This is a genomic window from Rhodococcus tukisamuensis NBRC 100609, assembly GCF_001894985.1.
Classification (GTDB): Bacteria; Actinomycetota; Actinomycetes; order Mycobacteriales; family Mycobacteriaceae; genus Rhodococcus_G; species Rhodococcus_G tukisamuensis.
Window position 1 is genome coordinate 68228 of the sequence record NZ_BCXG01000011.1, and the last position, 26853, is coordinate 95080.

The window sequence follows — 26853 nt, forward strand, 5'->3', positions numbered from 1 at the left end:
TCACGTACCCGCCGAGAGTGCGCGGGCCAGCGCGGGCCCGATGATCGCCAGTGCCTGCGGTTCGATCATCTCGTTGTGCCCGCAGTCCACGGGTTGCTCGTCGATCCGGCCGGTCACGAGCGGGCGCCACTCGTTTGCCGACCGCGCCCGGGTCGCGCCGTCCCCGTCACGCGTGGCCGGGAAGACGAGCAGGTCCCCCTCGTACACCCTGGGGACGAAGTGGTGTGCGAGCCGCGTCGAGTTCTCGTATCCCGCGGCGATCCGCTCGAGGTCTCGCCCCCGCACTCCGGTCTCGGCCCCGAACGACTCGTCGATCAGGTGCGCGGCCCGTTCGTAGGTCAGCTCGCCGCCGGTGTCGGGCTCGAGCCCCAGCCCGCGCAGGAGGTCCCGTACCTCCAGCCGGCGCGGCGGCGGGTCCTCGCCGTCGTCGGGGTAACTGTCCATCACGGCCAGGGTGGCGACTTCTTCGCCGGCGCTCTGCAGTTCGACGGCCACGGCGTGCGCGATGACCCCGCCGAGCGACCAGCCGAGCAGGTGGTACGGGCCGGTGGGCGCGATGCCCCGGATCTCCTCGACGTAGCGGCGGGCGAGTTGTTCGATCGACCGGTACTCACCGTCACCACTGATCGTGGGCAACTGCAGTCCGTACGCGGGCCGGTCCGGCGGCAGGTACCGCATCAGCCCGGCGTAACCCCAGGACAGCCCGATCCCCGGATGCACGCAGAACAACGGCGGCCCGCTCCCCTGCGTGCGCAGCGGAATCACCACGGCCAGTGCCGCTTCCGCCTCGACACTCCGCGACGGGGTGTCGAGGCGTCTGGCCAGGCCTGCCGGGGTGGGGTCGAGGAACAGCCATTGCAGCGGGACCCGCCGGTCCAGCCGGGCCTGCAGCGCGCCGACGATCCTGGTGGCGACCAGGGAGGTCCCACCGAGGTCGAAGAAGCTGTCGGCGGTGCCCACCCGATCCAGCCCGAGCACGTCCGCGAAGACGTCGACGACGATGTGCTCGGCCTCCGTGACCGGGGTCCGGAACTCGGCGGCCGTGGATCCGAACTCGGGCGCGGGCAATGCCTTCCGGTCGAGCTTGCCCACCGGGGTCATCGGAATCCGGTCGAGAACCGTCACCGCGGACGGCACCATGTGCGCGGGCAGTCGCTCCGCCGCGTAGGTGCGCAGTTCCGCGGGCTCCACCTCCCGCCCGCCGACGGTCCGCACGTACGAGGCGAGCACGGTGTGGCCGGACGGGCCGGTGTACCCCACGGTGGCGGCGAAGTCGACCGCCGGATGGCGGGTGAGCACCGCGTCGATCTCCCCGAGTTCGATGCGGAAGCCACGCACCTTCACCTGGAAGTCGCTGCGGCCGATGTACTCGAGCGTGTGGTTGGCATGCCACCGCACCACGTCACCCGTCCGGTACATCCGGCCGCCCGGCTCGCCGAAGGGGCAGGACACGAAGCGATCCGCGGTGAGCGCCGCCCGGTTGTGGTACCCGCGAGCCATGCCCGGCCCGGTGATGTACAACTCGCCGGGCACCCCCACCGGGACGGGCTGCAGTCGCTCGTCGAGGACCAGGAACCCGAATCCCAGTGCGGGCGAACCGATGTTCACATCCTCGCCGGGACGCATGGGTGCACTGACACTCGCCTGGACGGTGGTCTCCGTGGGCCCGTACCCGCTGTGCAGGCTCCGGCCGGGCGCCCACTGCGCGACCACCTCCGGCGGGGAGGCCTCACCCACCAGGTCGAGGACACGCAAGGCGTCGAGCCCGTCGTCACCCAGCGCCGCCAGCGCGGTCGGCGTGATGGTCGTGTGGGTCACCTGTTCGCGACGAAGCAGATCCGCCAGCTCACTGCCGCCGTAGACCGTGGGCGGCACGATGACGACCCGGGCCGACGCGCTGAACGCCATCATCAGCTCGAACACCGACGCATCGAAACTCGGGGAGGCCAGCTGCGACACCCGGGAGTCGTGGGCGACCTGGAAGCGTTCACGAGTTTCCGCGGTGAAGTTGGCCAGGCCCCGGTGCGTGACGGTCACCCCCTTCGGCCGTCCCGTCGAGCCGGATGTGTAGATGAGATACGCCGGGTGCGCGAGGTAAAGCGGAGTCGTCCGGTCCTCGTCGGTGACCGGCGCCGACGGCATCACCGCCACCCGCTCGGCGAAGTCCTCGTCGTCGAGCACCAGCCACTCCACGGTGTCGGGCAGGTTGCTCCGGCTGCCACTCACAGTTAGCCCGAGTGCGGCCCGGCAGTCGGTGAGCATGTAGTCGATGCGATCATGGGGGTAGGCCGGATCGACGGGCACGAAGGCCGCCCCGGCCTTGGTCACCGCCCAGATCGCGACCACGTCCTCGATCGACCGGGTCATTCCCAGCGCCACGAAGGTCTCCGGACCCGCCCCGCGGTCGCGCAGGACCCGCGCCAGCCGGTTGGACCACTCGTCGAGCTCGCGGTAGCTGATCCGCCGGTCTTCGTAGGACAGGGCCACCGCATTCGGGTCCAGCGCGGCGGCCGCCGTCAGTAGGTCAGGCAAGCGCTGCGGGCACACCTCCGGCGCCCCGTGTGCCGGCACCATCTCGCGAAGCTCCATCTCGCCGAGGAGTGGGAGGTCCCCGACCGGCCGGTCAGGGTTCTCGGTCACCGCGTCGAGAATCCGCACGAACCGGTCGGCGAACCCTTCGACGGTGTCGGCGTCGAAGAGGTCGGTGGCGTAGTCGATGGCGCCGGTCATCCCGGCCGGCGCACCGCCGGCGTCGAACTCCTCCGCCAGGATGAATTCGAGATCGACCTTGACCACGTCGAGTTCGGGGTCGACCGCGTGGACCTCGAGCCCCGGCAGGGCCAGGACCGGTCGCTCGTTGTTCTGAAATTCCAGTGACACCTGGACAATCGGCGAGTACGCCGTCGAACGAGCCGGCCCGATCGCCTCCACCACCCGTTCGAAGGGGACCTCTGCGTGCGCGAAGGCCCCGAGGTCGACCTCGCGGCAGTGCGCCGCCAGGGCGGTGAACGACCCGGCGGCGTCCACCTGCGTGCGCAGGGCGAGGGTGCCCACGAACATGCCGACCAGATCATCGAGGACGGGCTCGCCCCGGCCGGCGATCGGGGTGCCGACGGCCACGTCCGGGGTGCCGCCGAGCCGACTGAGCAGTAGCGCCAGGGCGGCATGCGCGGTCATGAACTCGGTGCAGCGAAGGTTTCTCGACAGCTCCCTGATGCGTCGGTGCAGGTCCCGGTCGACAGTGAAGTGGATGCGCGCACCGCGGAAGGTCTGCTGGGCGGGACGGTCTCGGTCGGTGGGGAGTTCGAGGAGATCCGGTATCTCCGCCAGCGCGGTCGTCCAGTAGTCGAGTTGACCGGAGAGCAACGACTGGGGGTCGTCGGCCGAACCCAGCAGCTCCCGCTGCCACAGGGAGTAGTCGGCGTACTGCACCGGCAGCGACGCCCACTCGGGCTCGCCGCCGCGGACGCGGGCAGCGTAGGCCGTCATCACGTCACGCACCAGCGGCACCATCGAGAACCCGTCTGCCGCGATGTGATGAACCACGACGGCGAGGACGTGCTCGGCGGGGTCGAGTGAGAACAGTCCGGCCCGCAGCGGAATCCCCGCTGTGACATCGAAACCGGCCGAGACCAGCCGGGCCAGCTCCGACCGCAACCCGCGCTCGCCGGAGACGGGGACGGGGACCAGGGCGGGCGCGGCAGCCTCGGCCGGCAGTATCTGCTGGACCGGCCAGTCCCCGCGGACCGGGAACACCGTGCGCAACGACTCGTGCCGGGCGACGACATCGGCGAGCGCCGAGTTCAACGCCCGCACATCGAGTTCACCGCCGAGTCGCACCACGATCGGGATGTTGTATGCGGCCGAGGCGGTGTCGAACTGGTTGACGAACCACATCCGCTGCTGCGCGAACGACAGCGGAATGTCCTCGGGCCGGGTACGGGCCGCGAGCACCGGACGTTCGGACGTGCGCGCACCGCCGTGCCCGATCCGGGCGGCCAACGATGCGACCGTGGGCGCCTCGAACAGGTCGCGCACCCCGCAGCCGGTGCCCAGCGACGCCCGCAGTCGCGCCATCACCCTGGTGGCGCTCAGGGAATTGCCGCCGAGGTCGAAGAACCCGGCGTCGACACCGACCCGAGCGAGGCCCAGCACCTCCGCGAAGACGTCTGCCACGGCCTCCTCGACCGGACCGCTCGGCGGCCGGTACTGCCCTGTCCGGGAAAGGAGGTCGGGTTTCGGCAGTGCCGTGCGGTCCAGCTTGCCGACCGCCGTCAGGGGAATGTGGTCGAGCACCGTGATCGAGGCGGGCACCATTTGCGACGGCAACCGGTCCGCCAGTCGTCGGGCGAGTTCGGCGGTGTCGAGGGACCGGCCCGACGTCGGTACCACGTAGGACGCCAGCAGGGTGTCGCCCGCCGCGCCGCGGTCCGCGAGTGTGGCGGCAAACCCGACGTTCGGCTCCGACATGAGCGTGGCGTCGATCTCGCCGAGTTCGACGCGGAACCCGCGAACCTTCACCTGGAAGTCGCTGCGGCCCACGTACTCGACGCTCCCCTCCGCCGTCCACCGCACGATGTCGCCGGTGCGGTACATCCTCGTCCCGGGGCTGGAGGGATCGGCCACGAACCGTTCGGCGGTCAGTGCCGGCCTGCGGTGGTAGCCGCGGGCCAGGCCCACCCCGGCGAGGTACAACTCGCCCGGAACCCCCACGGGGACCGGCTGAAGTCTGGTGTCGAGCACCAGTTCCCGCACACCGCGGATGGGCCGGCCGACCGTGATCGGCGCGCCCGCGACCATCGGTTCGCTGATGTTGGAAATCACCGTCGTCTCGGTCGGCCCGTAGGCGTTGTACAACCGGCGCTCCCCTGCACCGGGCGCGGCCCAGCGGGCCACGAGTTCGGGTGGGCACGCCTCACCGCCGAACACCACCTCCGAGAGATGTTCGAGCCCAACAGGATCGACCGATGCCAGCGCCGCGGTGGTGATGAAGGCGTGGGTGACCTCCCGGTCGGCCAGCAGCCGCGCGAGGTCCTCGCCGCCGAACACGGTGGGCGGCGCGATCACCATCGTCGCGCCGGCGCCGAAGGCCTGCAGGTACTCGAACACCGACCCGTCGAAACTCGGCGTGGAGAAGTGCAGGGTGCGAGACCGCCGAGTGGCCCCGAATCGTTCGAGTTGGTCCCGGGCGAAGTTGTCGAGTCCGCGGTGGGTCACCACCACACCCTTGGGCCGGCCCGTCGAACCCGAGGTGTAGACGACGTACGCTGCGGTATCCAGCAGGACCGGACCGGTTCGATCGGCATCGGTCACCGGCCCGGCGGAATGCCGAGCGCATTCGCTCACGAAGTCGGGATCGTCGAGGACCAGCCAACGTGCGGCATCCGGTAGCCGGTCCCGGTGCTCGGCCGTGGTCACGCCGATTCTCGCCCCGGAGTCGAGGAGCATGTGGACGACCCGCTCGTCGGGGTAGTTCGGGTCGATCGGGACGAAGGCCGCCCCCGTCTTGGCCACCGCCCACACCGCGCGCACCGAGTCGACGGACCGCGGTATCCCGATGGCGACGAAGGTCTCCGGGCCCACACCACGCGCGAGGAGTGCGCGGGCAAGACCATTCGACCGCTCGTCCAGGTCGCCGTAGCTCACGTCCTCGTCGAGGTAGGACAGCGCGGTCGCGTCCGGGTCGAGCGCCGCCGCCTCGACGAGTATCTGCGGCAGGGTGCGGGTCGACCCGCCGGGACCGCCGCGGACCGGAACGAGGTCGGCGCGTTCTCGGTCCGTCAGCAGCGACAGCGCGGCCAGCGGCCGGTCCGGGCGGGCACAGGCGTCGAGCACCCGCAGCACGCGCCCGGCGATGCCGTCGACGGTGTCGACGTCGAAGATGTCGGGCAGGTACTCGAATTTCAGACGCAGTCGAGAGTCGACGGACGCTACCAGACTGAGCGGGTAGTGGGCGGCGTCGCGCGCCTGCACCCCGTCGACACGCATCCCGGCGATGTCGGTGTCGGTCGACAGCCCTTCGCGGTCAACGGGATACGACTCGAACACGGTCAACGTGTCGAATCCGACCTCCGGCCCCGCGGAGCTCGAGATCTCGGCCAGGCCGGTGTAGTGGTGATCCAACAACGCGGTCTGCTCGGTCTGCACGCGTTCGAGCAGGGCGCCCACCGTCTCGCCGGGGCGCAGCCTGATCCGGACGGGCAGGGTGTTGATGAACAGTCCGATCATCGTCTCGATGCCGGCCAGCTCGGGCGGACGTCCCGAGACGATGGCACCGAACACCACGTCGTCGCGACCGGTCAACGCGGCGAGCACGATCCCCCACGACACCTGCACGAGGGTGTTTACGGTCAGTCCGCGAGACCGTGCGAGCACGCGCAGGCGGGTGGTGCGCTCCTCGTCCAGGTCGAACACCCACTCCTGGGTGATCGTGGACAGCCGCCGGCCTCGGTCCGCCGGGGTGAGCAACGTCGGACCCTCCACCCCGGCGAGGGCCAGAGCCCACGCCTGCGTGGCAGCGCCGTCATCGCGGTTCCTCAGCCACGCCAGGTAGTCGCGGTACCCGCGCACCCTTGGCAGCGCAGACGGGTCGGCGTCGGTGGCGTAGAGCGTCAGCAACTCCTTGACCAGCAGTGGCATCGACCAGCCGTCGAGCACGATGTGATGGTTGGTCGACACCAGCCGGTACCGGTTCGGCGCGGTCGCGATCAGCATGAACCGGATCAGCGGGGCGCTCGCCATGTCGAACGGGCGGACCCGGTCCTGCGCCAGCAGGCGCTGGAACTCCGACTCCGCCGCACTGTCGTCGAGGGCGGTCAGGTCGAGCTCGGTCCAGGGCGCCCGCACCCGTTGCCGGACAACTTGAACCGCGTTGCCGCCGGGGTCGCGTAGGAAGGCGACCCGCAGGTTCGCGTGCCGGTCCAGCAGGGCGTCGGCGGCGCGCCGCAGGCGAGGCGGGTCCACCACGCCGACGAGGTCGAGGCTCACCTGCACCAGGTAGGCGTCGACGGACTCGTCGGCCAGCTCGGCGTGAAAGAGCATGCCGGCCTGCAGGGGCGAGAGCGGCCACACATCGGTCAGGTCGCGGCAGCGGCTCTCCAGTGCCTCGAGCGCATCCTGGCGAAGGTCGACGAGATCGAAGTCCGACGGCGTGAACCCGCCGCCGCCCGACTCGGCGTGGGCGCCGAGCCCGGCGAGCGCCTGCATCCACAGCTGCGCGAGCTCCTCCACGTCTTCCCGTTGCAGGACACCCGGCGGGTACGTCCACGTGGATTTCAGCCGGGACCCGTCATCGGTGTCGACGGTCAGCGCGTTGACGTCGACGACGGCCGCGACGGGCATCGCGGCCTTCGATGCCCCGCGCAGTCCGGGTTCCTCGATCGGCGACCACCCCTCCTCGGACGCGGCGGCATTCCGGGCCAGCCTGCCGAGGTAGTTGAAGCTGACCTGGGGCAGCAGCCGCTGCGAAAGCGCCTGGGCGCTTCCGCTGTTCAGGTACCGGAGCAGCCCGAAACCGATGCCGTGGTCGGGAACGGCGAGAAGCTGCTCCTTGACCGCCTTCATCGCGTCCCCCGCTGACGGTCCCCCGGCGAACGCGTCGTCGAGGTCCACACCGCTCAGCTCGAGTCGAACCGGGAAGATGGTGGTGAACCATCCGACGGTCCGGGCGAGATCCGCCCCCGGGGCCACCTGTTCTTCGCGGCCGTGCCCCTCGAGACTCACCAGCGCCTCGGCGAGGTCGACCCCGCGGCGCCGCCGCCACCGGATCAGGGCCATGGCCAGCGCCGTCAACAGCCCGTCCCCCACGCCCGCGTGGAATGCCCGCGGCACGGTCGTCAGAATCGTCTCGGTCAGCGCGGCGGGAACTCGCACCTCGACGTCCGCCGCGGTGGCAGCGGTGTCCGACGCCGCCACCGGGCGCGACCCCAGTGCCGGATCCGGCGTGTCCAGCATCCGTTGCCACAGTTCGATTTCGGCGGAGCGCTGGGATTCGCGTGCGGCGTCGGTGAGGGCGTACGCCCACCGGCGCATCGAGGTCCCCGGCGGCTCCAGCGTCGGCGGCGTGCCGGCCCGCAGTTGTGCGTACGCCGTGGCGAGGTCCGGCATCAGGATCCGCCAGGACACACCGTCGATCGCCAGATGATGAACGGTGATCAGCAGCCGGCCCGGACCGTCGCCCGCGTCGAGCCACACCGCCTGCATCATCACGCCCGACTCCGGGTCGAGACGGTCGAGCGCGGCGTCGAGTTCGGCGCCGACATCGTCCGTCCGGGCGCGGCGGAGCACCGTGGCCGCCCGCACCGACCCTTCGGCTCGCGCCTCCATCGACCAGCCCCAATCGGCACCGGCGGTGCGCCGCAGCCGCGCCCGGAGTAGGTCGTGCCGGTCCAGCACGGCCTGCACCGCCCGCGCCAGGGTGGCTTCCTCCAACGCCGCGGGAACGGCGAACAGTGCGGACTGCGCATAGCGGCGGAAGTCCCCACCGCGGCCGAGCATCCACGTCGCGATCGGTGTCAGCGGTATCTCCCCGACGCCGCCGCCGGGCAGTTCGTCGAGGACGATGCTCTCCTCACCCGACTCGGCCACCTCGGCCAGTCCCGCAACGGTCTTGCGCTCGAACACGTCGCGGGGCGAGATCAGGATCCCGGCCGCCTTCGCACGGGTGACCAACTGGATGGACATGATCGAATCGCCACCGATGGCGAAGAACGAGTCGTCGACGCCGACCGAGTCGAGGCCGAGGACCTCCGCGACCAGGTCGGCGAGGATACGTTCCCGCTCGCCGACCGGGCTGCGGCCCGCGGTCGCCCGCTGCCCGAAGTCCGGGTCGGGCAGCGCTTTCCGGTCGAGTTTGCCGTTCACCGTCAGCGGCATCGTGTCGAGAACCATCACCGCGGCCGGAACCATGTGCGGCGCCAGCCGCTGCGCGACCGCATCAATGAGCACGGTGGGGTCGGTCGCGACGCCGGTCTGCGGTACCACGTACCCCACCAGTCGATCCCCCAGCACCGGATCCGCACGCACCGTCACCGCCGCCTGCGCCACCCCCTCGCACGCGAGCAGGGCCGCCTCCACCTCCCCCACTTCGATTCGGTATCCCTTCACCTGCACCTGGAGGTCGTTGCGGCCGAGGTACTCCAGCTGTCCGTTCCCGTTCCACCGGCCCAGGTCCCCGGTCCGGTACATCCGCGAGCCTGGGGTGAGGGGGTCCGCGACGAATCGCGTGGACGTGAGGCCGGGCCGCCCCAGGTACCCGCGCGAGAGCTGCGCCCCGGAGACGTACATCTCCCCGACCACGCCGGGCGGCACCGGATGCAGTCGTCCGTCCAGCACGTGGACCCGCAGTCCGGGCAGCCCCCGGCCGATCACCGATGCGGACTCCGCGCTGCCACGGTCCGGGTCGATCGGCAGATGGCTGACATGCACCGTCGTCTCCGTGATGCCGTACATGTTGACCAGCGCCGGCGCCGAGTAGCCCCGGCGCGCGTGCCAGCGTGCCAGCTGCCCGAAGTCGAGAGCCTCCCCGCCGAGGATCACGCAGCGCAGGCACAGTCCGGGACCGTCGGCGAGACGATCCGCCTCCGCCAACTGGTAGAAGGCGGTGGGGGTCTGATTGACGACCGTGACGTGTTCGTCACGCAGGAGCTCGAGGAACCTCTCGGGCGTGCGCGCGGTGAAGTAGTCCACCAGCACCAGCCGGCCGCCGTGTGCGAGCGCGCCCCACATCTCCCACACCGAGAAGTCGAAGGCGGCGGAATGAAACATCGTCCACACGTCGGCCGGCCCGAACCCGAACAGCGACTGCGTGTTCGCCAGCAACGCGACCACGTTGCGATGCGTGACCGCCACGCCCTTCGGCCGCCCGGTCGAACCGGAGGTGTAGATGACGTACGCCACCGAGTCCGGCCGCAGCGGACGCGTCCGGTCCGCGTCGGTCACGGGCAGAGGCGAGAAGCGCCGCAGCGCAGTCAAGGTCTCCGGATCGTCCACGACCACCACCGGGACCTCACCGATGCCGACCGCCTGAGCGTCCGCGGTCGTGGTGAGCACACACCTCGGCCGGGCATCGCCGAACAGGTAGGTCAGCCGCTCCGCCGGTGAGCCCACGTCCACCGGGAGGTAACCGGCACCCGACTTCACCACCGCCAGCAGCGCCACCACCAAGTCGATCGACCGAGTCATGCCCACGGCCACCAGCGTTTCCGGGCCCACCCCCTGTGCCACCAGCAGTCTCGCGAGCCGGTTCGCCCTCCGGTCGAGTTCCCGGTAGGTCTCTGATGCACCATCGCAGCGCACCGCGACGGCGTCGCCGGCCGATGCCACCGACCGGTCGAACAGGTCCGCCAACGACTCCGCGGCGACGTCGGTTCCGGGTCGGTGGGCCGAGCGAAGCAGGAACTCGCGTTCGTCCGCACGCAGGACGTCGATGTCGCCCACGGGCACGGTCGGGTCCGCGGCCACGGCCTCGACCACCCGCGTGAAGCGCTCCGCGAAGGCCTCGACCGACCGCCGGTCGAACACATCTGTGGCGTAACGGAAGCCGGCACCGATCCCCGCCGGCGCCCCGTCCTCGTCGACCCGCTCCGCGAGGCTCAGCTGCAGGTCGAACTTCGCCACCGCCAGGTCGACATCGAGCGACCGGGCGGTCAGCCCTGCCAGTTCGAGGCGCGTACGGGTGGCGTTCTGGAATTCGAGCATCACCTGGAACAGCGGGGTGTGCGCGGTGGACCGGTCAGGTGCGAGTTCGTCCACCAGCCGCTCGAAGGGCATTTGCGAGTGCTCGAACGCACCGAGGTCCGCCGACCGCACCTCGGAGAGCAGGCCGGCGAACGACGATCCCGCCGCCACCGGGGTGCGCAGCACCAGCGTGTTGACGAACATCCCCACCATGTCGTCGAGTTCGGCGTGGCCGCGGCCCGCGATCGGCGTCCCCACCACCACGTCGTCCGATCCCGACAACCTGGCCAGCAGCACCGCAAACGCCGCGTGCACCACCATGAACACCGTCGAATGACTCTGGCGTGCAAGGTCGGTCAGTGCATGATGCACGGATGGTGAGATCTCGAACGCGACAACCTCGCCGTCGAAGGACCGCTGCACCGGCCGCGGCCGGTCCAACGGCAGCGCCAGCACCGCGGGGACGCCCGACAGCGTCCGGGTCCAGTAGTCCAGCTGACCGGACATCACCGAATCGGGCTGCACCCGTGTGTTCAGAAGCTCGGTGCCCAGTGCCTCCCGCTGCCAGAGGCTGTAGTCGGCGTACTGCACGGGGAGCGGCGCCCAGTCGGGCGCCCGCTGCTGGGTTCGCGCCGTGTAGGCCACCATCACGTCCCGTGCCAGCGGTGTCATCGAGAAGCCGTCGGCCGCGATGTGGTGCACGACGATGGCCAGGACGTGCCGATCATGGTCGAGCCTGAGCAACCTGACCCGGATCGGAAGCTCGTCGGTGACGTCGAATCCCGTTCCGAAGAAATCGGTGAGCGTGTCTCGAAGTTCGTGTTCCGCAACGGGTACCGGGCGTAGCTCGGGGCCGCCGACGGCCGGGTCGAGGATCACCTGTCGGGGTCCGGCGGCGGAGCCGGGAAACACGGTTCGCAGCGCCTCGTGCCGCTCCGCGACGTCACCGAGCGCCGCTTGCAACGCCTCGACGTCCACCGCCCCGTCCAACTGCAGGGCAACCGGGACGTTGTACGCCGGCGAGGAGGTGTCGAACTGGTTGACGAACCACATGCGCTGCTGCGCGAGCGAGAGTGGAATCCAATCGGGCCGCGACCTTGAAATGAGGGGCCCGGCGGTGAGCACCGGCGCGGTGGAACTCGTCGTCGTGGTCGACTCGATCGCGGCGGCCAGGTCGGACACCACCGGCGCGTCGAAGAACGCGGCCACACCCAGATTCGTGTCGAGTGCACTGTTGATGCGTGCCACCGCCCGGGCGGCGCTGAGCGAGTCGCCGCCCAGCTCGAAGAAGCTGTCGTCCGCACCGACGCGTTCGGCGCCAGTGACGCCGGCGAAGGCCCTGGCGACCGCCTGCTCGGCGGGCGTGGACGGGGCGCGGTACGCGGTGGCGGTGAATTCCGTTTCAGGCAGGGCCTTTCGGTCGAGCTTCCCGCTCACCGTCACCGGCAACCCAGCAAGCACCGTGACCACCGCAGGCACCATGTACCCCGGCAACCGAGCCGCCACCGACTCGAGAACCGCCCGCACCTCCAACCGCACCCCCGCCGCCGGCACCACATACCCCGCGAGATGGTCACCGCGCGACCCGTCACCGCGCAGCACCACCACCGCCTGCGCCACCCCCGGATGACGCAACAACGCCGCCTCGATCTCCCCCAACTCGATCCGCTGCCCCCGCAACTTCACCTGAAAATCCGTACGCCCCAGATACTCCAGCTCCCCACCCGGCAACCACCGAACCAGATCACCGGTCCGATACAACCGCGTCCCTCCCCCGAACGGGTTCGCCACAAACCGATCCGCCGTCAGATCAGACCGGCCGACATACCCCCGCGCCAACTGCACACCGCCCAGGTACAACTCACCCGCCACACCCACCGGCACCGGACACAAGCGGCCGTCCAACACGAACACCTGCGTGTTCCACACCGGCCCACCGATCGGCACACCCACCACATCCGCCGCGGTCACCTCGTGGAACGTCACGTCCACCGCGGCCTCCGTCGGCCCGTACAGGTTGTGCAACCGCACCGCCGGCAGGATCTCCCGCAACCGAGCCGCAGTCTCCGCCGGCAACGCCTCACCCGACGCGAACACCCGCCGCAACGTCGCGCATTCCACCGCCGACGGCTCCGCCACGAACACCGCCAGCATCGACGGCACGAAGTGCATCGTCGTCACCGACTGCTCGACAACCACCTGCGCCAGATACGCCGGATCGCGGTGCCCGTCCGGCACCGCAACCACCAGACGCGCACCCACCTGCAACGGCCAGAACAACTCCCACACCGACACGTCGAACGTCACCGGAGTCTTCTGCAACACCACATCGACCGAGTCCAACGGATGCCGATCCTGCATCCACAACAGCCGATTCACGACCGCCGCATGCGTCACCGCGACACCCTTCGGCATCCCCGTCGACCCCGACGTGAAGATCACGTACGCCGTGTTCGACGGCACCAGCGGAGCACGCCGCTCGGCGTCCACGATCGGCCCGTCGGACACGTCCGAGAGGTCCAGCGCGTCGACCAGCAGCACCGGCCGCGCTCCGCCGCCGCCGAACTCGTCCCGCGCGGTACTCAGCACGCACACCGGCGCGGCGGTCTCGAGCACGTGCCCGACCCGCTCCACCGGCTCGTCCAAGTCCACCGGCACGTACGCGCCGCCGGCGGCCTGCACCGCGTAGATGCCGACCAGCAGGTCCGGCGACCGGCGCATCGCCAGCGCCACCAACGACTCCGGACCCACACCCATCGAGATCAGCTGCCGCGCCAGCCGGTTCACCCGCGAGGAGAACTCGCCGTAGGTCAGCGACTCACCCTCGAACGACACCGCCACCGCGTCCGGAGTCCGCCCCACCTGCACCTCGAACAACCCCGGCAGGGTCGCGGCCGGCACCGCACGCTCCGTCGCGTTCCACCGCTCGACCACCAACTCCCGCTCACCAGGCACGAAGTAGTCGACCGCACCGACCGGGGTGTCCGGATCCTCGACCACACCCCGCAGAACCCGGACAAACCGCTCCGTGAATCCTTCCGCCGTTGCCCGGTCGAATGCTCCTGGCTGATAGCGCAGACTCAGCCGCAGCGTCGGTTCCAGGATCGACAGCAGGGTGACGGGGTAGTGCGTGGCGTCACGGGCCTCGAAGTCCGTCACCCGCAAGCCCGCGATGTCGGTGTCTTCGCCGAGACCCGACGTGTCGACCGGATACGACTCGAACACCGACAGCGTGTCGAACAGGTTACCCAGGCCCACCCGCGACTGGATGTCACCAAGCCCGAGGTGATGATGGTCGAGCAGGGACGCCTGCTCCGCCTGCACCCGGGTGAGCAACTCCGCGACAACCTCGTCCGGGTCCACCCGCACGCGCACCGGCACCGTGTTGATGAAAAGCCCCAACATGTTCTCCACACCGGACAGCTGCGGCGGACGGCCGGAGACGGTGGCGCCGAAGACGACGTCGTCACGGGAGAGCAACCGGGACAACAGCATCCCCCACGCCACCTGAACCACAGTGTTGACGGTGATCCCCCCGCGACGGACCACCGCGGCGAGCGCGTCGAGCACCTCGGCGGGCAGCTCGATGTCGATCTCCTCGGGCATGCCGTTGGACCCCGCGGACGTCTGCGGCGCCAGCAGCGTCGGCTCCGCGAGGCCGTCGAGCGCACTGCCCCAGGCGCGGGCCGCCTCGTCGTGGTTCCGCGTCGCCAGCCAGCCCAGGTAGGTGCGGTACCCGGTCTCCGCCAGACCGACCGGGGTACCGCCGGCGACGTAGCGTTCCAGGAGTTCTCGGACCAGCACCGGCATCGACCAGCCGTCCAGGACGATGTGGTGATTGGTCAGCGCCAGTACCCATCGCCGCGGTGCGGTACGGAAGAGCGTCAGCCGCAGCAGCGGAGGTACGGCGAGGTCGAACGGGGCGCCGCGGTCCTCGTCGAGTGCTCGTTCGAGGTCTGACTCGGTGGCGGACCCGCGGCCGGTGAGATCCACCTCCCGCCACGGCACCACCACCTCGTCGACGACCAGCTGAGCGGGCACCCCGTCGGCGTCGTAGACGAACGCGGTCCGCAGGTTCGGGTGACGGGCGACCAGGCCGGCCGCGGCGGCCCGCAGGCGCCCGGGATCTACCGTCCCCTCGAGGCCGATGCACAGTTGCGCGGTGTACACGTCCACCGAGCTGGCGACCAACGATGCATGGAACAGCAAACCCTCCTGCAGCGGCGACAGCGACCAGATGTCCCGCAGCGCCGGGAAATTCGTCTCCCACCGCTCGATCTGCCCCTGGCTCACCGACACCAGCGGCACATCGGACGGTGTCAGCCCGCCCGCACCGGGCCGACGTGCGCGGGTGGCGAGTCCGCCCAGGGCCCGGCGCCACAGCTCGGCGAACGCCGCGACGTCGGCCTCGGGCAGCACCCCACGCGGGAACGCGAACACCGCCGTCAGACGAGGGCCCTCGGCGCTGTCGTCGACGAAGGCGTTGATGTCGACAACGGACGCGACCGGCAGGTCGGGATCCTGGGAGCCACGGAGCTGACCGGTGCCCGCAACGGGCCGCCAGTCTCCCGCGTCGCCGGTGGTGCTTACGCGCCCGAGATAGTTGAAACTGACTTGTGGAGAACGGAATCGTCCGAGGGACTCCGCCACCTCGCTGTCGAGGAAGCGGAGCATTCCGAAGCCGATCCCGTGGTCCGGTATCGCGAGCAGCTGTTCCTTGACGGCCTTGACCGCCCGGCCCGCCTCCGGGCCGCCGGTCATGGCGTCGTCGACGTCGATCCCGGTGAGGTCCAGACTCGCCGGATACACGGTGGTGAACCAGCCGACGGTGCGGGACAGGTCGGCACCGGCGACGACGTGTTCCTCGCGGCCGTGCCCCTCGAGGTTGATCAGGGCCTGAGGCAGGTCCACGCCGTGTTCCCGGCGCCAGGTGATCAGTGCCAGCGCCAGCGCGGCAAGCAGCCCGTCTCCCACACCGCCGTGAAAGGCGTGCGGCAGCGCGGTGAGCAGTGCTTCCGTCACGCTCGACGGCACGTCGACGGTGAGGGAGCTGACGGTCGCGTCGACGTCGCGCGCGGGATCGAGTGGGCGTGAACCGATCAGCGGATCCGGTCCCTCGAGGATCCGCTCCCACAGTTCGAGTTCGTGCGTCCGTTTGGCCGCGGCGTCGCGTAAACCGTGCGACCACCGCCGCATCGAGGTTCCGACCGCGGGCAGGGTGGGAGTCAGGCCGGCCTGGAGTTGGCTGCAGGCCGACGCCAGATCCGCGACGAGAATGCGCCACGAGACAGCGTCCACCACGAGGTGATGTGCCACCACGAGCAGGCGCCCCGCCTGGTTCGGGACGTCGAACCAGACCACCCGCAGCACGGCCGCGGCGGTCGGATCCAGGCGGTCGGCCGCGGCGTCGAGTTCCGCGGCCGTGAGGGTGGTGAAGCCGTCGCCGTCCACCGTCTCGACCGGCACCCGACGGACCAGCTCTTCCGCCGCCGCCGCGCCTGCCGGCAGCACTTCCATGCCTTCGACAACCAGTCGTGCGCGGAGCATGTCGTGCCGGCCGAGGACCGCCGCGACGGCTCGAACGAGCACCTCGCGGGTGAGACCGGCGGGCGACGCCAACAGCAATGCCTGCGCGAACCTGTCGAGTCGCCCACCACTGCGCCCGAGCATCCACCGCGCGACCGGCGTCAGCGGCACCTCGCCGACCCCACCGCCCGGCAACTCGTCGAGCACCACTGCGTCGAGACGGTCGAATCGTGCCGACTCGGCAAGGCCGGCGACGGTTCTTCGTTCGAACACGTCTCGGGGAGAGAGGATCACACCGGCAGCCTTGGCGCGGGCCACCAACTGGATCGACATGATGCTGTCGCCGCCGAGGGCGAAGAACGAGTCGTCCACCCCCACCGAGTCCAGTCCGAGCACCTCCCGGAACAGTCCGGCGAGCAGGTCCTCCGTCTCGGACCTCGGCGGTCGACTCGCGGGCGCCGAGAAGTCGGGCGCCGGAAGCGCTGCGCGGTCCAGCTTTCCGTGAACGGTCAGGGGCAGTGATTCGAGTGCCACCAGCGCCGCCGGCACCATGTACGACGCCAACCGGCCTCTGACGAAGTCGAGGACGGCTCTCGAATCGAGCGTCACACCTGGTTCGGGCACCAGGTAGCCGATCAGTCGATCGCCGCCGCCATCGACGTTCCACACCACGGTGACGGCCTGGGCCACGTCGTGATGGGCGAGCAGAGCGGACTCGACCTCGCCGAGTTCGATTCGGAAGCCGCGGATCTTCACCTGGGAGTCGGTGCGCCCGAGGTACTCCAACTGCCCGTCGGACGTCCAGCGCACCCGGTCGCCGGTGCGATACATCCGACTGCCCGGCGGGCCGAAGGGACCGGCGACGAATCGCCGCGCGGTCAGCGGGAACCGTCGGTGGTAGCCGCGCGCGAGGGCGGGGCCGGCGAGGTACAGCTCCCCCGTCACCCCGACGGGCACCGGCCGCAGTCGCGGGTCCAGCACGACGACCTCGAAACCGCGTATCGGTGTGCCGATCGTGACCGGCGCCGCCGGTACCAGTGCGGCACTGACACTTGCCACCACCGTCGCCTCGGTGGGCCCGTAGGCGTTGAACATTCTCCGGGCACCTTCTCGGGTACTCCACCGAGCTACCAGTTCAGGCGGACACGCCTCCCCGCCCGTCACCACACAGTCCAGATCAGGGAGACCCCCCGGATCGACCGACCCCAGCGCCGCCGGAGTCACGAAGCAGTGGGTGATCCGCTCGGATTCCAGCAGTCGCGCCAACTCGTCACCGCCGTACACGGACTGCGGCACGATCACAAGGGTGGCCGCCGCGCCGATCGCCAGCAGCAGCTCGAGAACGGCGGCGTCGAAGCTCGGTGACGCAAGATGCAGCGTCCGGGACTGCGCAGTCGTCGCGAACGTCTCCCTCTCCTGCACAACGAAGTTCGACAGGCCGCGATGCGTGGTGACCACGCCCTTGGGTCTGCCGGTCGAACCCGAGGTGTAGATCAGGTAGGCCGGGTTGTCGATCTGAAGTGACGCGGCCCGGTGGTCGTCGGTGATCGCCGCCGCCGGGTAGCTCGAGAGTCGGTCCTCGAAGTCAGGGTCGTCGAGCACCAGCCACTCCGCCGCATCGGGAAGTCCGGCACGCCGCGCGGAGGTCGTCACACCCCGCACCGCGCCGGAGTCGGTGAGCATGTACTCGATCCGGGCGGGCGGATGACTCGGATCCACCGGCAGGAAGGCGGCCCCCGACTTGGCCACCGCCCACACGGCCACAACGGATTCGACCGACCGCGGTAGGCACAGCGCGACCACGGTTTCCGGTCCGGCACCGCACTCGATCAGCAGGCGGGCCAACTGGTTCGAGCGGCCGTCGAGGTCGCGGTAGCGCACCTCCCGCCCTTCGAAGACCAATGCCACGGCATCCGGATCGTGCGCGGCCGCGGTGGCCAACAGGTCCGGCAGGGTCCGTGCCGCCACCGGGGCGGGGCCCACCACCGGCGTCAGTGCGGCGCGCTCCCCGGCACCCAGGATCTCGATGTCTCCCACCCGGCAGGCGGGGCGGGCGACGACCGTCTCGAGGATGCGCTGCAGCCGCGTCGCGAACCCGATCGCCGTGTCCTCGTCGAAGAGGTCGGTCGCATAGCCGAGTCCCGCGGTGATGCCGGTCGGGTTGCCGGCGGAATCCACGTTCTCGGCCAGCGTCAACTGCAGGTCGAAGTTGTTGGTGTCGATCTCGAAGTCGAGGCTCCGAACCCGCAGGCCCGGCAACTCCAGCGAGGGCCGCTCGATGTCCTGGAACTCCAACATCACCTGGAAGAGCGGTGAGTACGCCGTCGACCGGTTGGGACTCAGGACCTCCACCACCCGCTCGAACGGGGCTTCCGCGTTGGTGAAGGCGCCCAGATCGGATTCCCGGACACTGCCGAGGAATTCGGTGAAGGTGGCGGCGCCGTCGACGCGGGTGCGCAGAACGAGCGTGTTGACGAACATGCCCACCAGGTCGTCGAGTTCGCGCTCGCCACGGCCGGCGGTCGGCGTCCCGACGGCGATGTCGTCCGAACCGCTCAGTCGGGCCAGCATGATCGCCAACACGGCATGCATGGTCATGAAGACCGTGGCGTTGTGTTCTCGCGACAGCGACACCACACCGGCATGGACGTCGGGGCCGATCACGAACTCGACGCGGCCGCCGCGAAGTGATCGGGCGGCGGGGCGGGGGCGGTCGGTGGGAAGCTCGAGCACTTCGGGAAGGTCCGACAGGGTGGCGCTCCAGTAGGCCAGCTGACTCGAAATGCGCGACGCCTCATCGGACTCCGAGCCCAACCACTCCCGTTGCCACAACGTGTAGTCGCCGTACTGCACCTCGAGCGGGGCCCAGTCCGGCGGCGACCCGCTCACCCGCGCCTCGTACGCCGCCATGATGTCCCGGGCCAACGGGGCCATGGAGAGACCGTCGGCCGCGATGTGATGCACCACCACCGCGAGCGTGTGCACGTCCTCGTCGAGGCGCAGCAGGCGTGCGCGCAACGGGACCTGCTCGGTCACGTCGAATCCTGTCGACAGCACTCGCAGTACCCGCTCGCGGAGTTCGGCCTCTCCCGACACGGTGATCGGAGCGAGGTCAGGCACCGCGCTCGGCGCCGGCAGGACCACCTGACGCGGTCCGTCGTCGGTGAGCGGGAATACGGTGCGCACGGCCTCGTGTCGTTCGACGACGTCGGCGACCGCCGCCTGCAGGGCATCCACGTCGAGTCGACCCTCGAGGCTCAACGCGAAGGCGACGTTGTAGGCCGATGACGAGGTGTCGAACTGGTTGACGAACCACATGCGCTGCTGGGCGGGCGAAACCGGCACTTCCGCGCCGCCGTCCCTCGGCTTCAGCGGTGGACGGGCAATGGGTCCGTCGCGCGACTGGGCCAGTACGGCCAGGCCGGCCACAGTGGGGGCGTCGAACACGTCGCGAACACCGATCCGGCCCAGGACTGCATCACTGCCCGAGGCTCCGCCCGAGGAGGCGCCATTGCCCGAGGTGGCCGCGTTGATCCGCACCACCAGTCGCGTGGCGATCAGGGAGTTCCCGCCGAGCGTGAAGAAGTTGTCGTGCGCGCCCACCCTGGCGATTCCCAGCAGGTCGGCGTACACCGAGGCCACTATCTCTTCGATCGGGCTGCGGGGGGCCACGTAACCCGCGGCGGACGCACCGAAGTCTGGTTCAGGGAGCGCCTTTCGGTCGAGCTTCCCGTTCACCGTCACCGGCAACCCAGCAAGCACCGTGACCACCGCAGGCACCATGTACCCCGGCAACCGAGCCGCCACCGACTCGAGAACCGCCCGCACCTCCAACCGCACCCCCGCCGCCGGCACCACATACCCCGCGAGATGGTCACCGCGCGACCCGTCACCGCGCAGCACCACCACCGCCTGCGCCACCCCCGGATGACGCAACAACGCCGCCTCGATCTCCCCCAACTCGATCCGCTGCCCCCGCAACTTCACCTGAAAATCCGTACGCCCCAGAAACTCCAGCTCCCCACCCGGCAACCACCGAACCAGATCACCGGTCCGATACAACCGCGTCCCGCCCCCGAACGGGTTCGCCACAAACCGATCCGCCGTCAGATCAGACCGGCCGACATACCCCCGCGCCAACTGCACACCGCCCAGGTACAACTCACCCGCCACACCCACCGGTACCGGACACAACCGGCCGTCCAACACGAACACCTGCGTGTTCCACACCGGCCCACCGATCGGCACACCCACCACATCCGCCGCGGTCACCTCGTGGAACGTCACATCCACAGCCGCCTCCGTCGGCCCGTACAGGTTGTGCAACTCGGCGCCACTCACTCGAAACAGACGCGCCGCCGTCACCGCCGACAGCGCCTCACCGCTGGCGAACACCCGCCGCAGCGATCCACACCCGCCTATGTCCGCGCTCGCCAGAAGCACATCGAGCATCGACGGCACGAAATGCACTGTGGTGATCGACTCCTCGCGAATCACGCGTTCGAGACAGGCGGGATCGCGGTGAACGTCCGGCGCAGCAACCACCAACCGCGCCCCCACCAGCAGCGGCCAGAACAACTCCCACACCGACACGTCGAATGTCACCGGAGTCTTCTGCAACACCACGTCGTCGGACCCGAGCCCGTACTCCCCCTGCATCCACAACAGCCGATTCACGACCGCCGCATGCGTCACCGCGACACCCTTCGGCATCCCCGTCGACCCCGACGTGAAGATCACGTACGCCGCATTCCCCGGCCGCAACGGTGCCAACCGTTCCCCGTCACCCACCGGGTCAGCCGAGAAGCCGGACACGTCAAGCGAATCCAAGTCCACAACCGGCACACCCACAGGCTCCGCCACCCGACCACCAGCACCCGCCAGCACCAAGACGGGATCAGCCACACCCATCACGTACCCAAGCCGCTCGGCAGGCTGGTCCGGGTCGATCGGAACGTACGCCCCACCCGCCGCCATCACCGCGTGGATCCCCACCACCATCTCCACCGACCGCGCCGCCGCCACCCCCACCAACGACTCCGGGCCCACACCCAGCGAAATCAAGTACCGCGCCAGCCGATTGACCCGGGCACCGAACTCCGCGTACGACAACACCGCACCCTCGAACGACACCCCGCCCGTATCCGGCGTCCGCGCGACCTGCGCCTCGAACAACCCCGCCAACGTTCCCGCCGGCACCGCACGGGCCGTCGCGTTCCACCGCTCGACCACCAACTCCCGCTCACCGGGGACGAGGACGTCCACGTCACCGACCCGCACGCCCGGATCCTCGACCACACCCCGCAGAACCCGGACAAACCGCTCGGCAAACCCCTCCACGGTCGCGCGGTCGAAGACATCCGACGCGAACGTGAACTCTGCCGAGAGGCCCGCTGCGCTCCCCGTGTCGTCGTAGCCCTCCGCGAGCGTCAACTGCAGGTCGAACTTGGCCACAACGGATTCGACGTCGACGACCTCCGCCGTCAGTCCCGGCAACTCCACCCGGGGTGTCGCCGTGTTCTGGAACTCCAACATGACCTGGAAGAGCGGCGAGTATGCGGTCGAGCGGCTGGGTGCGAGCGCCTCGACCACGCTCTCGAAGGGGACCTCGGCATGATCGAAGGCCTCGAGGTCCGTCTCGCGGGCGCGGGAAAGCACTTGGGCGAACGACGCTTCGAACTCCACGTCGGTCCGCAACACGAGCGTGTTGACAAACATCCCCACCAAGTCGTCCAGCGCCTCTTCGCCCCGGCCTCCGACCGGCGTCCCGAGTGCGATGTCTGCGGACCCGCTCAACCGCGCCGCGAGCACCGCCAGCGCTGCGTGCATCACCATGAACATCGTGGCGTCGTGTCGCCGCGCCAGCAGGATCAGGTCCCGATGCAACCGCGCAGGCAGCGCGAACCGAACGCGCTCACCCCGCAGTGATCTCTCCGCGGGCCTCGGTCGATCCAGTGGCAGCGCGATGGCGTCGGGGAGACCGGAGAGCGCCGTCTTCCAGTACGCCAACTGCTCCGACATCATGCTGTCGGGATCGTCGTCACTGCCGAGAACCGCCCGCTGCCACAGGCCGTAGTCGGCGTACTGCACCGGGAGCGGGGGCCAGTCCGGCGTCTGCGTCGCCGCCCGCGCGGCATAGGCGACCGCCAGGTCACGGGCCAGCGGTGCGAGCGACGCTCCGTCCGCCGAGATGTGGTGAACGACCAGCATGAGGACGTGCTCGTCGGGCCCGGTCCGCAGCAGTGCGCCACGCACGGGTGCCTCCGCGCTCACGTCGAAGCCTCGGGACGCCAGCTCGGCGATCTCCGCCCGCAATGCGTCCTCGTCTCCGAGGAGGCTGGGCGTCAGGTCCGGAACCACCTGCGCCGAAGGCACTATCACCTGATGCGGACCGTCCTCCGACGCCGGGTACACGGTGCGAAGCGACTCGTGCCGTTCGATCACGTCCCCCACCGCCGCCCGGAGCGCCTCGACATCGAGCGTCCCGGACACGCGCAGCGCCATCGGAATGTTGTATGCCGGCGACGCGATGTCGAACTGGTTGAGGAACCACACACGCTGCTGCGCAGGCGAAAGCGGAATCCGGTCCGGGCGGTGCTGCGCCACCAGGTTCGGGCGGTCGGGGCGCCTCACGTCAGTACGACCGACCCATCCCGCCAGCGCCTCCACGGTCGGCGCCTCGAACAGGGTCCGCACCCCGAGATCGGTGCCGAGCGCGGCGTTGAGACGTGCGATGACACGGGTCGCGACCAGGGAGTTGCCTCCGAGGTCGAAGAAGCCGTCGCCCCGGCCGATCCGCTCCACACCGAGGACGTCGGCGAAGACCCGCGCCACGGCCTGCTCCACCGGACCGGCAGGTGCACGGAACTCGGCCGCCGTCGAGAGGAACTCCGGCACCGGCAACGCCTCGCGGTCGACCTTCCCCGCGGGCGTCATCGGCATCTCGTCCAGCACCACGATCGCCGACGGAACCAGGTGCGGCGGCAACTGCCCCGAGACATGGTCCGTCAACTCGGCGGACGCGACCGCCTGCCCGGTCGCCGGCAGCACGTACGACACCAGCACCGTTTCGCCGGACGGCGCCGTTCGCGGCACCGTCAGTGCGGTCCGGACGCCGGGGTGAGTGCGGAGGGCCGTGTCGATCTCGCCGGGTTCGATCCGGAAGCCGCGCACCTTCACCTGGAAGTCGCTGCGGCCCAGGTACTCCAGTGAGCGGTCGGTTCGCCACCGCACCACGTCACCGGTTCGGTACATCCGGTCGCCCGGTCCGCCGAAGGGGTCGGCCACGAACCGCTCGCCAGTCAACGCCGGTTTGCAGTGGTACCCACGGGCCACGGCGGGGCCCGAGAGATAGAGCTCGCCTGCGACGCCGACCGGTACCGGCCTCAGGCGTGCGTCCAGGACGACCTCGTGGAATCCCCGAAGCGGACCTCCCAACGTGACGGCTCCGGTCGGCGACATCGGTTCGCTGATGTTCGACGCGACGGTCGCCTCGGTCGGCCCGTACGCGTTGTACAACCGGCGGCCCCCTTCTCGGGCACTCGGGAGAACTTGGGTACTCGGGAAACTTGGCACAGCCCACCGCTTCACCAGATCCGGCGGGCAGGCCTCGCCGCCGAGAACCACGTCCTGAAAGTCGGTGAGGCCGTCCGGGTCGACGGTTCCGAGCGCCGCGGTCGTGATGAATCCGTGGGTCACCCGCTCCGAGCGCAGGAGCCGGGACAGCTCCTCGCCGCCGTAGATCGTGGGCGCAGCGATCACCATCGTCGCGCCGGCGCCGAACGCCTGCAGATACTCCAGGACGGACGCGTCGAAGCTCGGCGTCGAGAAGTGCAGAACCCGTGACGCCGACGTCGCCCCGAACCGTGAACGCTGCTCGGCGGCAAGGCTCTCGAGGCCGCGGTGGGTGACCGACACGCCCTTGGGCCGGCCGGTGGAGCCGGAGGTGTAGATCACGTAGGCCGGATTCTCCATGCGGAGGGCCCGGGGCCGCTCGGCGTCGGTGACCGCGGACGCCGGCGCGGTCTCGCACCGGGTCCGGACTTCGTCGTCGTCGAGCACCAGCCACGGGGTGGTGTCCGGCAGCAGGGTGCGCTCGGCGGCGACCGTGACCCCGACGACGGCGCCGGAGTCGTCGAGCATGTGCTCGACCCGCCCGGACGGATACCTCGGATCCACCGGCACGAACGCGGCGCCCGACTTGGCCACCGCCAGCATGGACAGGACCGACTCGATGGAGCGGGTCATGCCCAGCGCCACACAGTCTTCCGGACCGATGCCGCGTTCGAGGAGCACCCGCGCCAGCTGGTTCGAGCGCTCGTCCAGTTCTCGATACGTCATCTCGACACCGCGACTCGAGAGGGCGACACCCGCCGGATGTGCTCGTGCCGCGGCGGCGAAGAGCTCGGGCAGCGTGCGTTCCGGGCTGCCCGACGGACCACGAACCGGAACGAGGGTGGCGCGTTCGCTGCCGGATAGGATGTCGATGTCGCCGACGTCGATACCCGGGTCGATCGTCACCGCCTCCAGGATCTGGCGCAGCCGCATCCCGAGCCGGGTCACCGTTGCCGGGTCGAACAGGTCGACGGCGAACCCGAGCGTTGCGGTGATGCCGGACGGGCTGCCGTCGGCGTCGAAGTGCTCGGCCGAGGCCACCCGCAGATCGAACCTGCCGAGCCCGGTCGCCGGCCCGTCGGGACACTCGAACAGCACCTGGACGATCGGCGAAAACGCTGGCGAATCACCGATCCCGAGTATCCGCGGCAACTGGCCGAAGGGAACGTCGCTGTGCTCGAACGCCTCCTGCTCGATCTCCTGAACCCGACCGAGGAGGTCGGCGAAGGACACGTCCGGATCGACGCGACTGCGCAGCACCACGATGTCCTGACGCTCGCCCACCGCGGCCGGCGTTCCGACCGCTACGTCGGAGACGCTCCCGAGGCGGCTCAGCAGAACCGCCAACGCGGTGTGCAGAACCGCGAAACTGGTGGTGTCGTGTTCGCGTGCCAGCGCGGCGATTCGGCGATGGAGGCCCGCGTCGATCGGGAGCTCGACGCGGTCTGCCTGCAGTGACTGTGCGGCGGGTCGGGCCCGGTCGGTCGGCAAGGTCAGCAGTTCGGGCAGGCCCGAGAGCCGTGCCTGCCAGTACTCGCGGTTCTGCGCTTCGAGCCGTAGCCGCTCGCCTTCGCGGTAGCTCGCCCCGTGGATGGTTTCGAGCCGCGCCTGCGGGTCTGCGGCGAGGAACTCTTCCAGCAGTTCGACGAACTGCCGGTGGTGCCGGTGTAGCGCCGAACCACGGTACCGGCCGGGATTGGCCCGGAAGTCGACGAGGACCTCGGCCGGCGCACCGCTCGGGTACACGTTGACCAGCAGGTCGTCCACCGGACCGGACGTGACGATGTGGTACTCGCCGACCAGTGGGCCCAGCTGAACTTCCTGGCGGAAGAGCATGACGTTGACCATGGGCCCGTCGAGCCGGCCGCCGTCGTTCGTGCTCAGGTCGCGGCGGATGTCGTCGAGACTGCACCGCTGATGCCGCAATGCGCCCGTCAGCTCACGGCGGACCCGCGCCACGAGGTCCGCGACCGTGTCTCCTTCGTCGACTGAGATCGGCAGTGGTGCAACGCTGACCATCATGCCGCCGGAGTTGCGCAGCAAGGCGGTTGTCCGGCCGGACAGCGGAACCTGCACGAGAACATCGGGTTTCGCCGTCAGACGGGAGAGGTAGCAGGCGAAAGCGGCGATGATCGTGACCGCGGCATCCGGGGTTGCCTGCTTGCCGGAATCGAGGAGCAGTCCGGCGGCCGACCCGGACAGCACGGCGCTCTCGAGGTCACTTCTGGCGGGTGCGGGCGCCGGCTCGTCGGCCAGGGTCGATCCCTCGACGGCCTGCACTCGCTCCGCCCAGTAGGCCCGATCCCCCGTGAATCGGCCGGAGTTCCGGTAGCGCGCGTCGAGGTCGCAGAGCTCGTGCAGGGCGGCGGGCCGACTCGGATCGGGTTCGCGACCGGCCACCGACGCCGAGTAGCGGTGCGCGATCCGGTTGACCATCGTCATGGCGCCGTAGCCGTCGAGCGCGACATGGTGGATGCGGCTGTACCAGAGGTAGTGCGACTCTCCCACGCACAGGACGGAGGTCTCGACCAGTCGATCCGCGCCGAGGTCGAGCGGGACCTGGTAGCTCCGGTGCATCCACTCGTGGGCCGCGGCGACCGGGTCGTCCTCGCCACGAAGGTCGACGACGGGGAGCGGGATGTCGGTCGCGTGATCGACGTACTGCATCGGCTCGCCGTCCACCTCGACCACCCTGAGCAGCGGCGACTGGAACTCGCTGGCGACCGTGACGATCTCCCGCCGCAACAGGTCGACGTCCAGTTCGCCGCGCAACTCCACGTAGTGCGCTATCGAGATCGGCACCTCGGGTCGGAGTTGCTGCGCGAACCAGGTCGCGCGCTGCGGCGCGGACAGCGGGAACCGCACGGCGTCCGACAGTTGCGACGCCGGTTGCCGTCGGTCGTCCGGTTTCACGGCGGTTCCTCGCCGTACGGCGTATCCGGCCGGCGACAGTGCCGCCGTGTGCTGATCTGAACTCGTGAATGCGGGAGACGGATGCGTCTGTCCGTCTCCCTGCTCATTACTTCAACAGAACCA

Annotated in this window: 1 protein-coding gene; it reads right to left on the bottom strand. The window is 69.9% G+C overall.

Translation table 11 applies throughout. From position 1 onward, the window contains the following. A complete protein-coding gene (locus tag RT2_RS13900) occupies positions 1–26730 on the bottom strand; it encodes a non-ribosomal peptide synthase/polyketide synthase (protein WP_072845376.1) in 26730 nt (8909 codons plus the stop codon). Positions 26731–26853 lie beyond the last annotated feature (123 nt).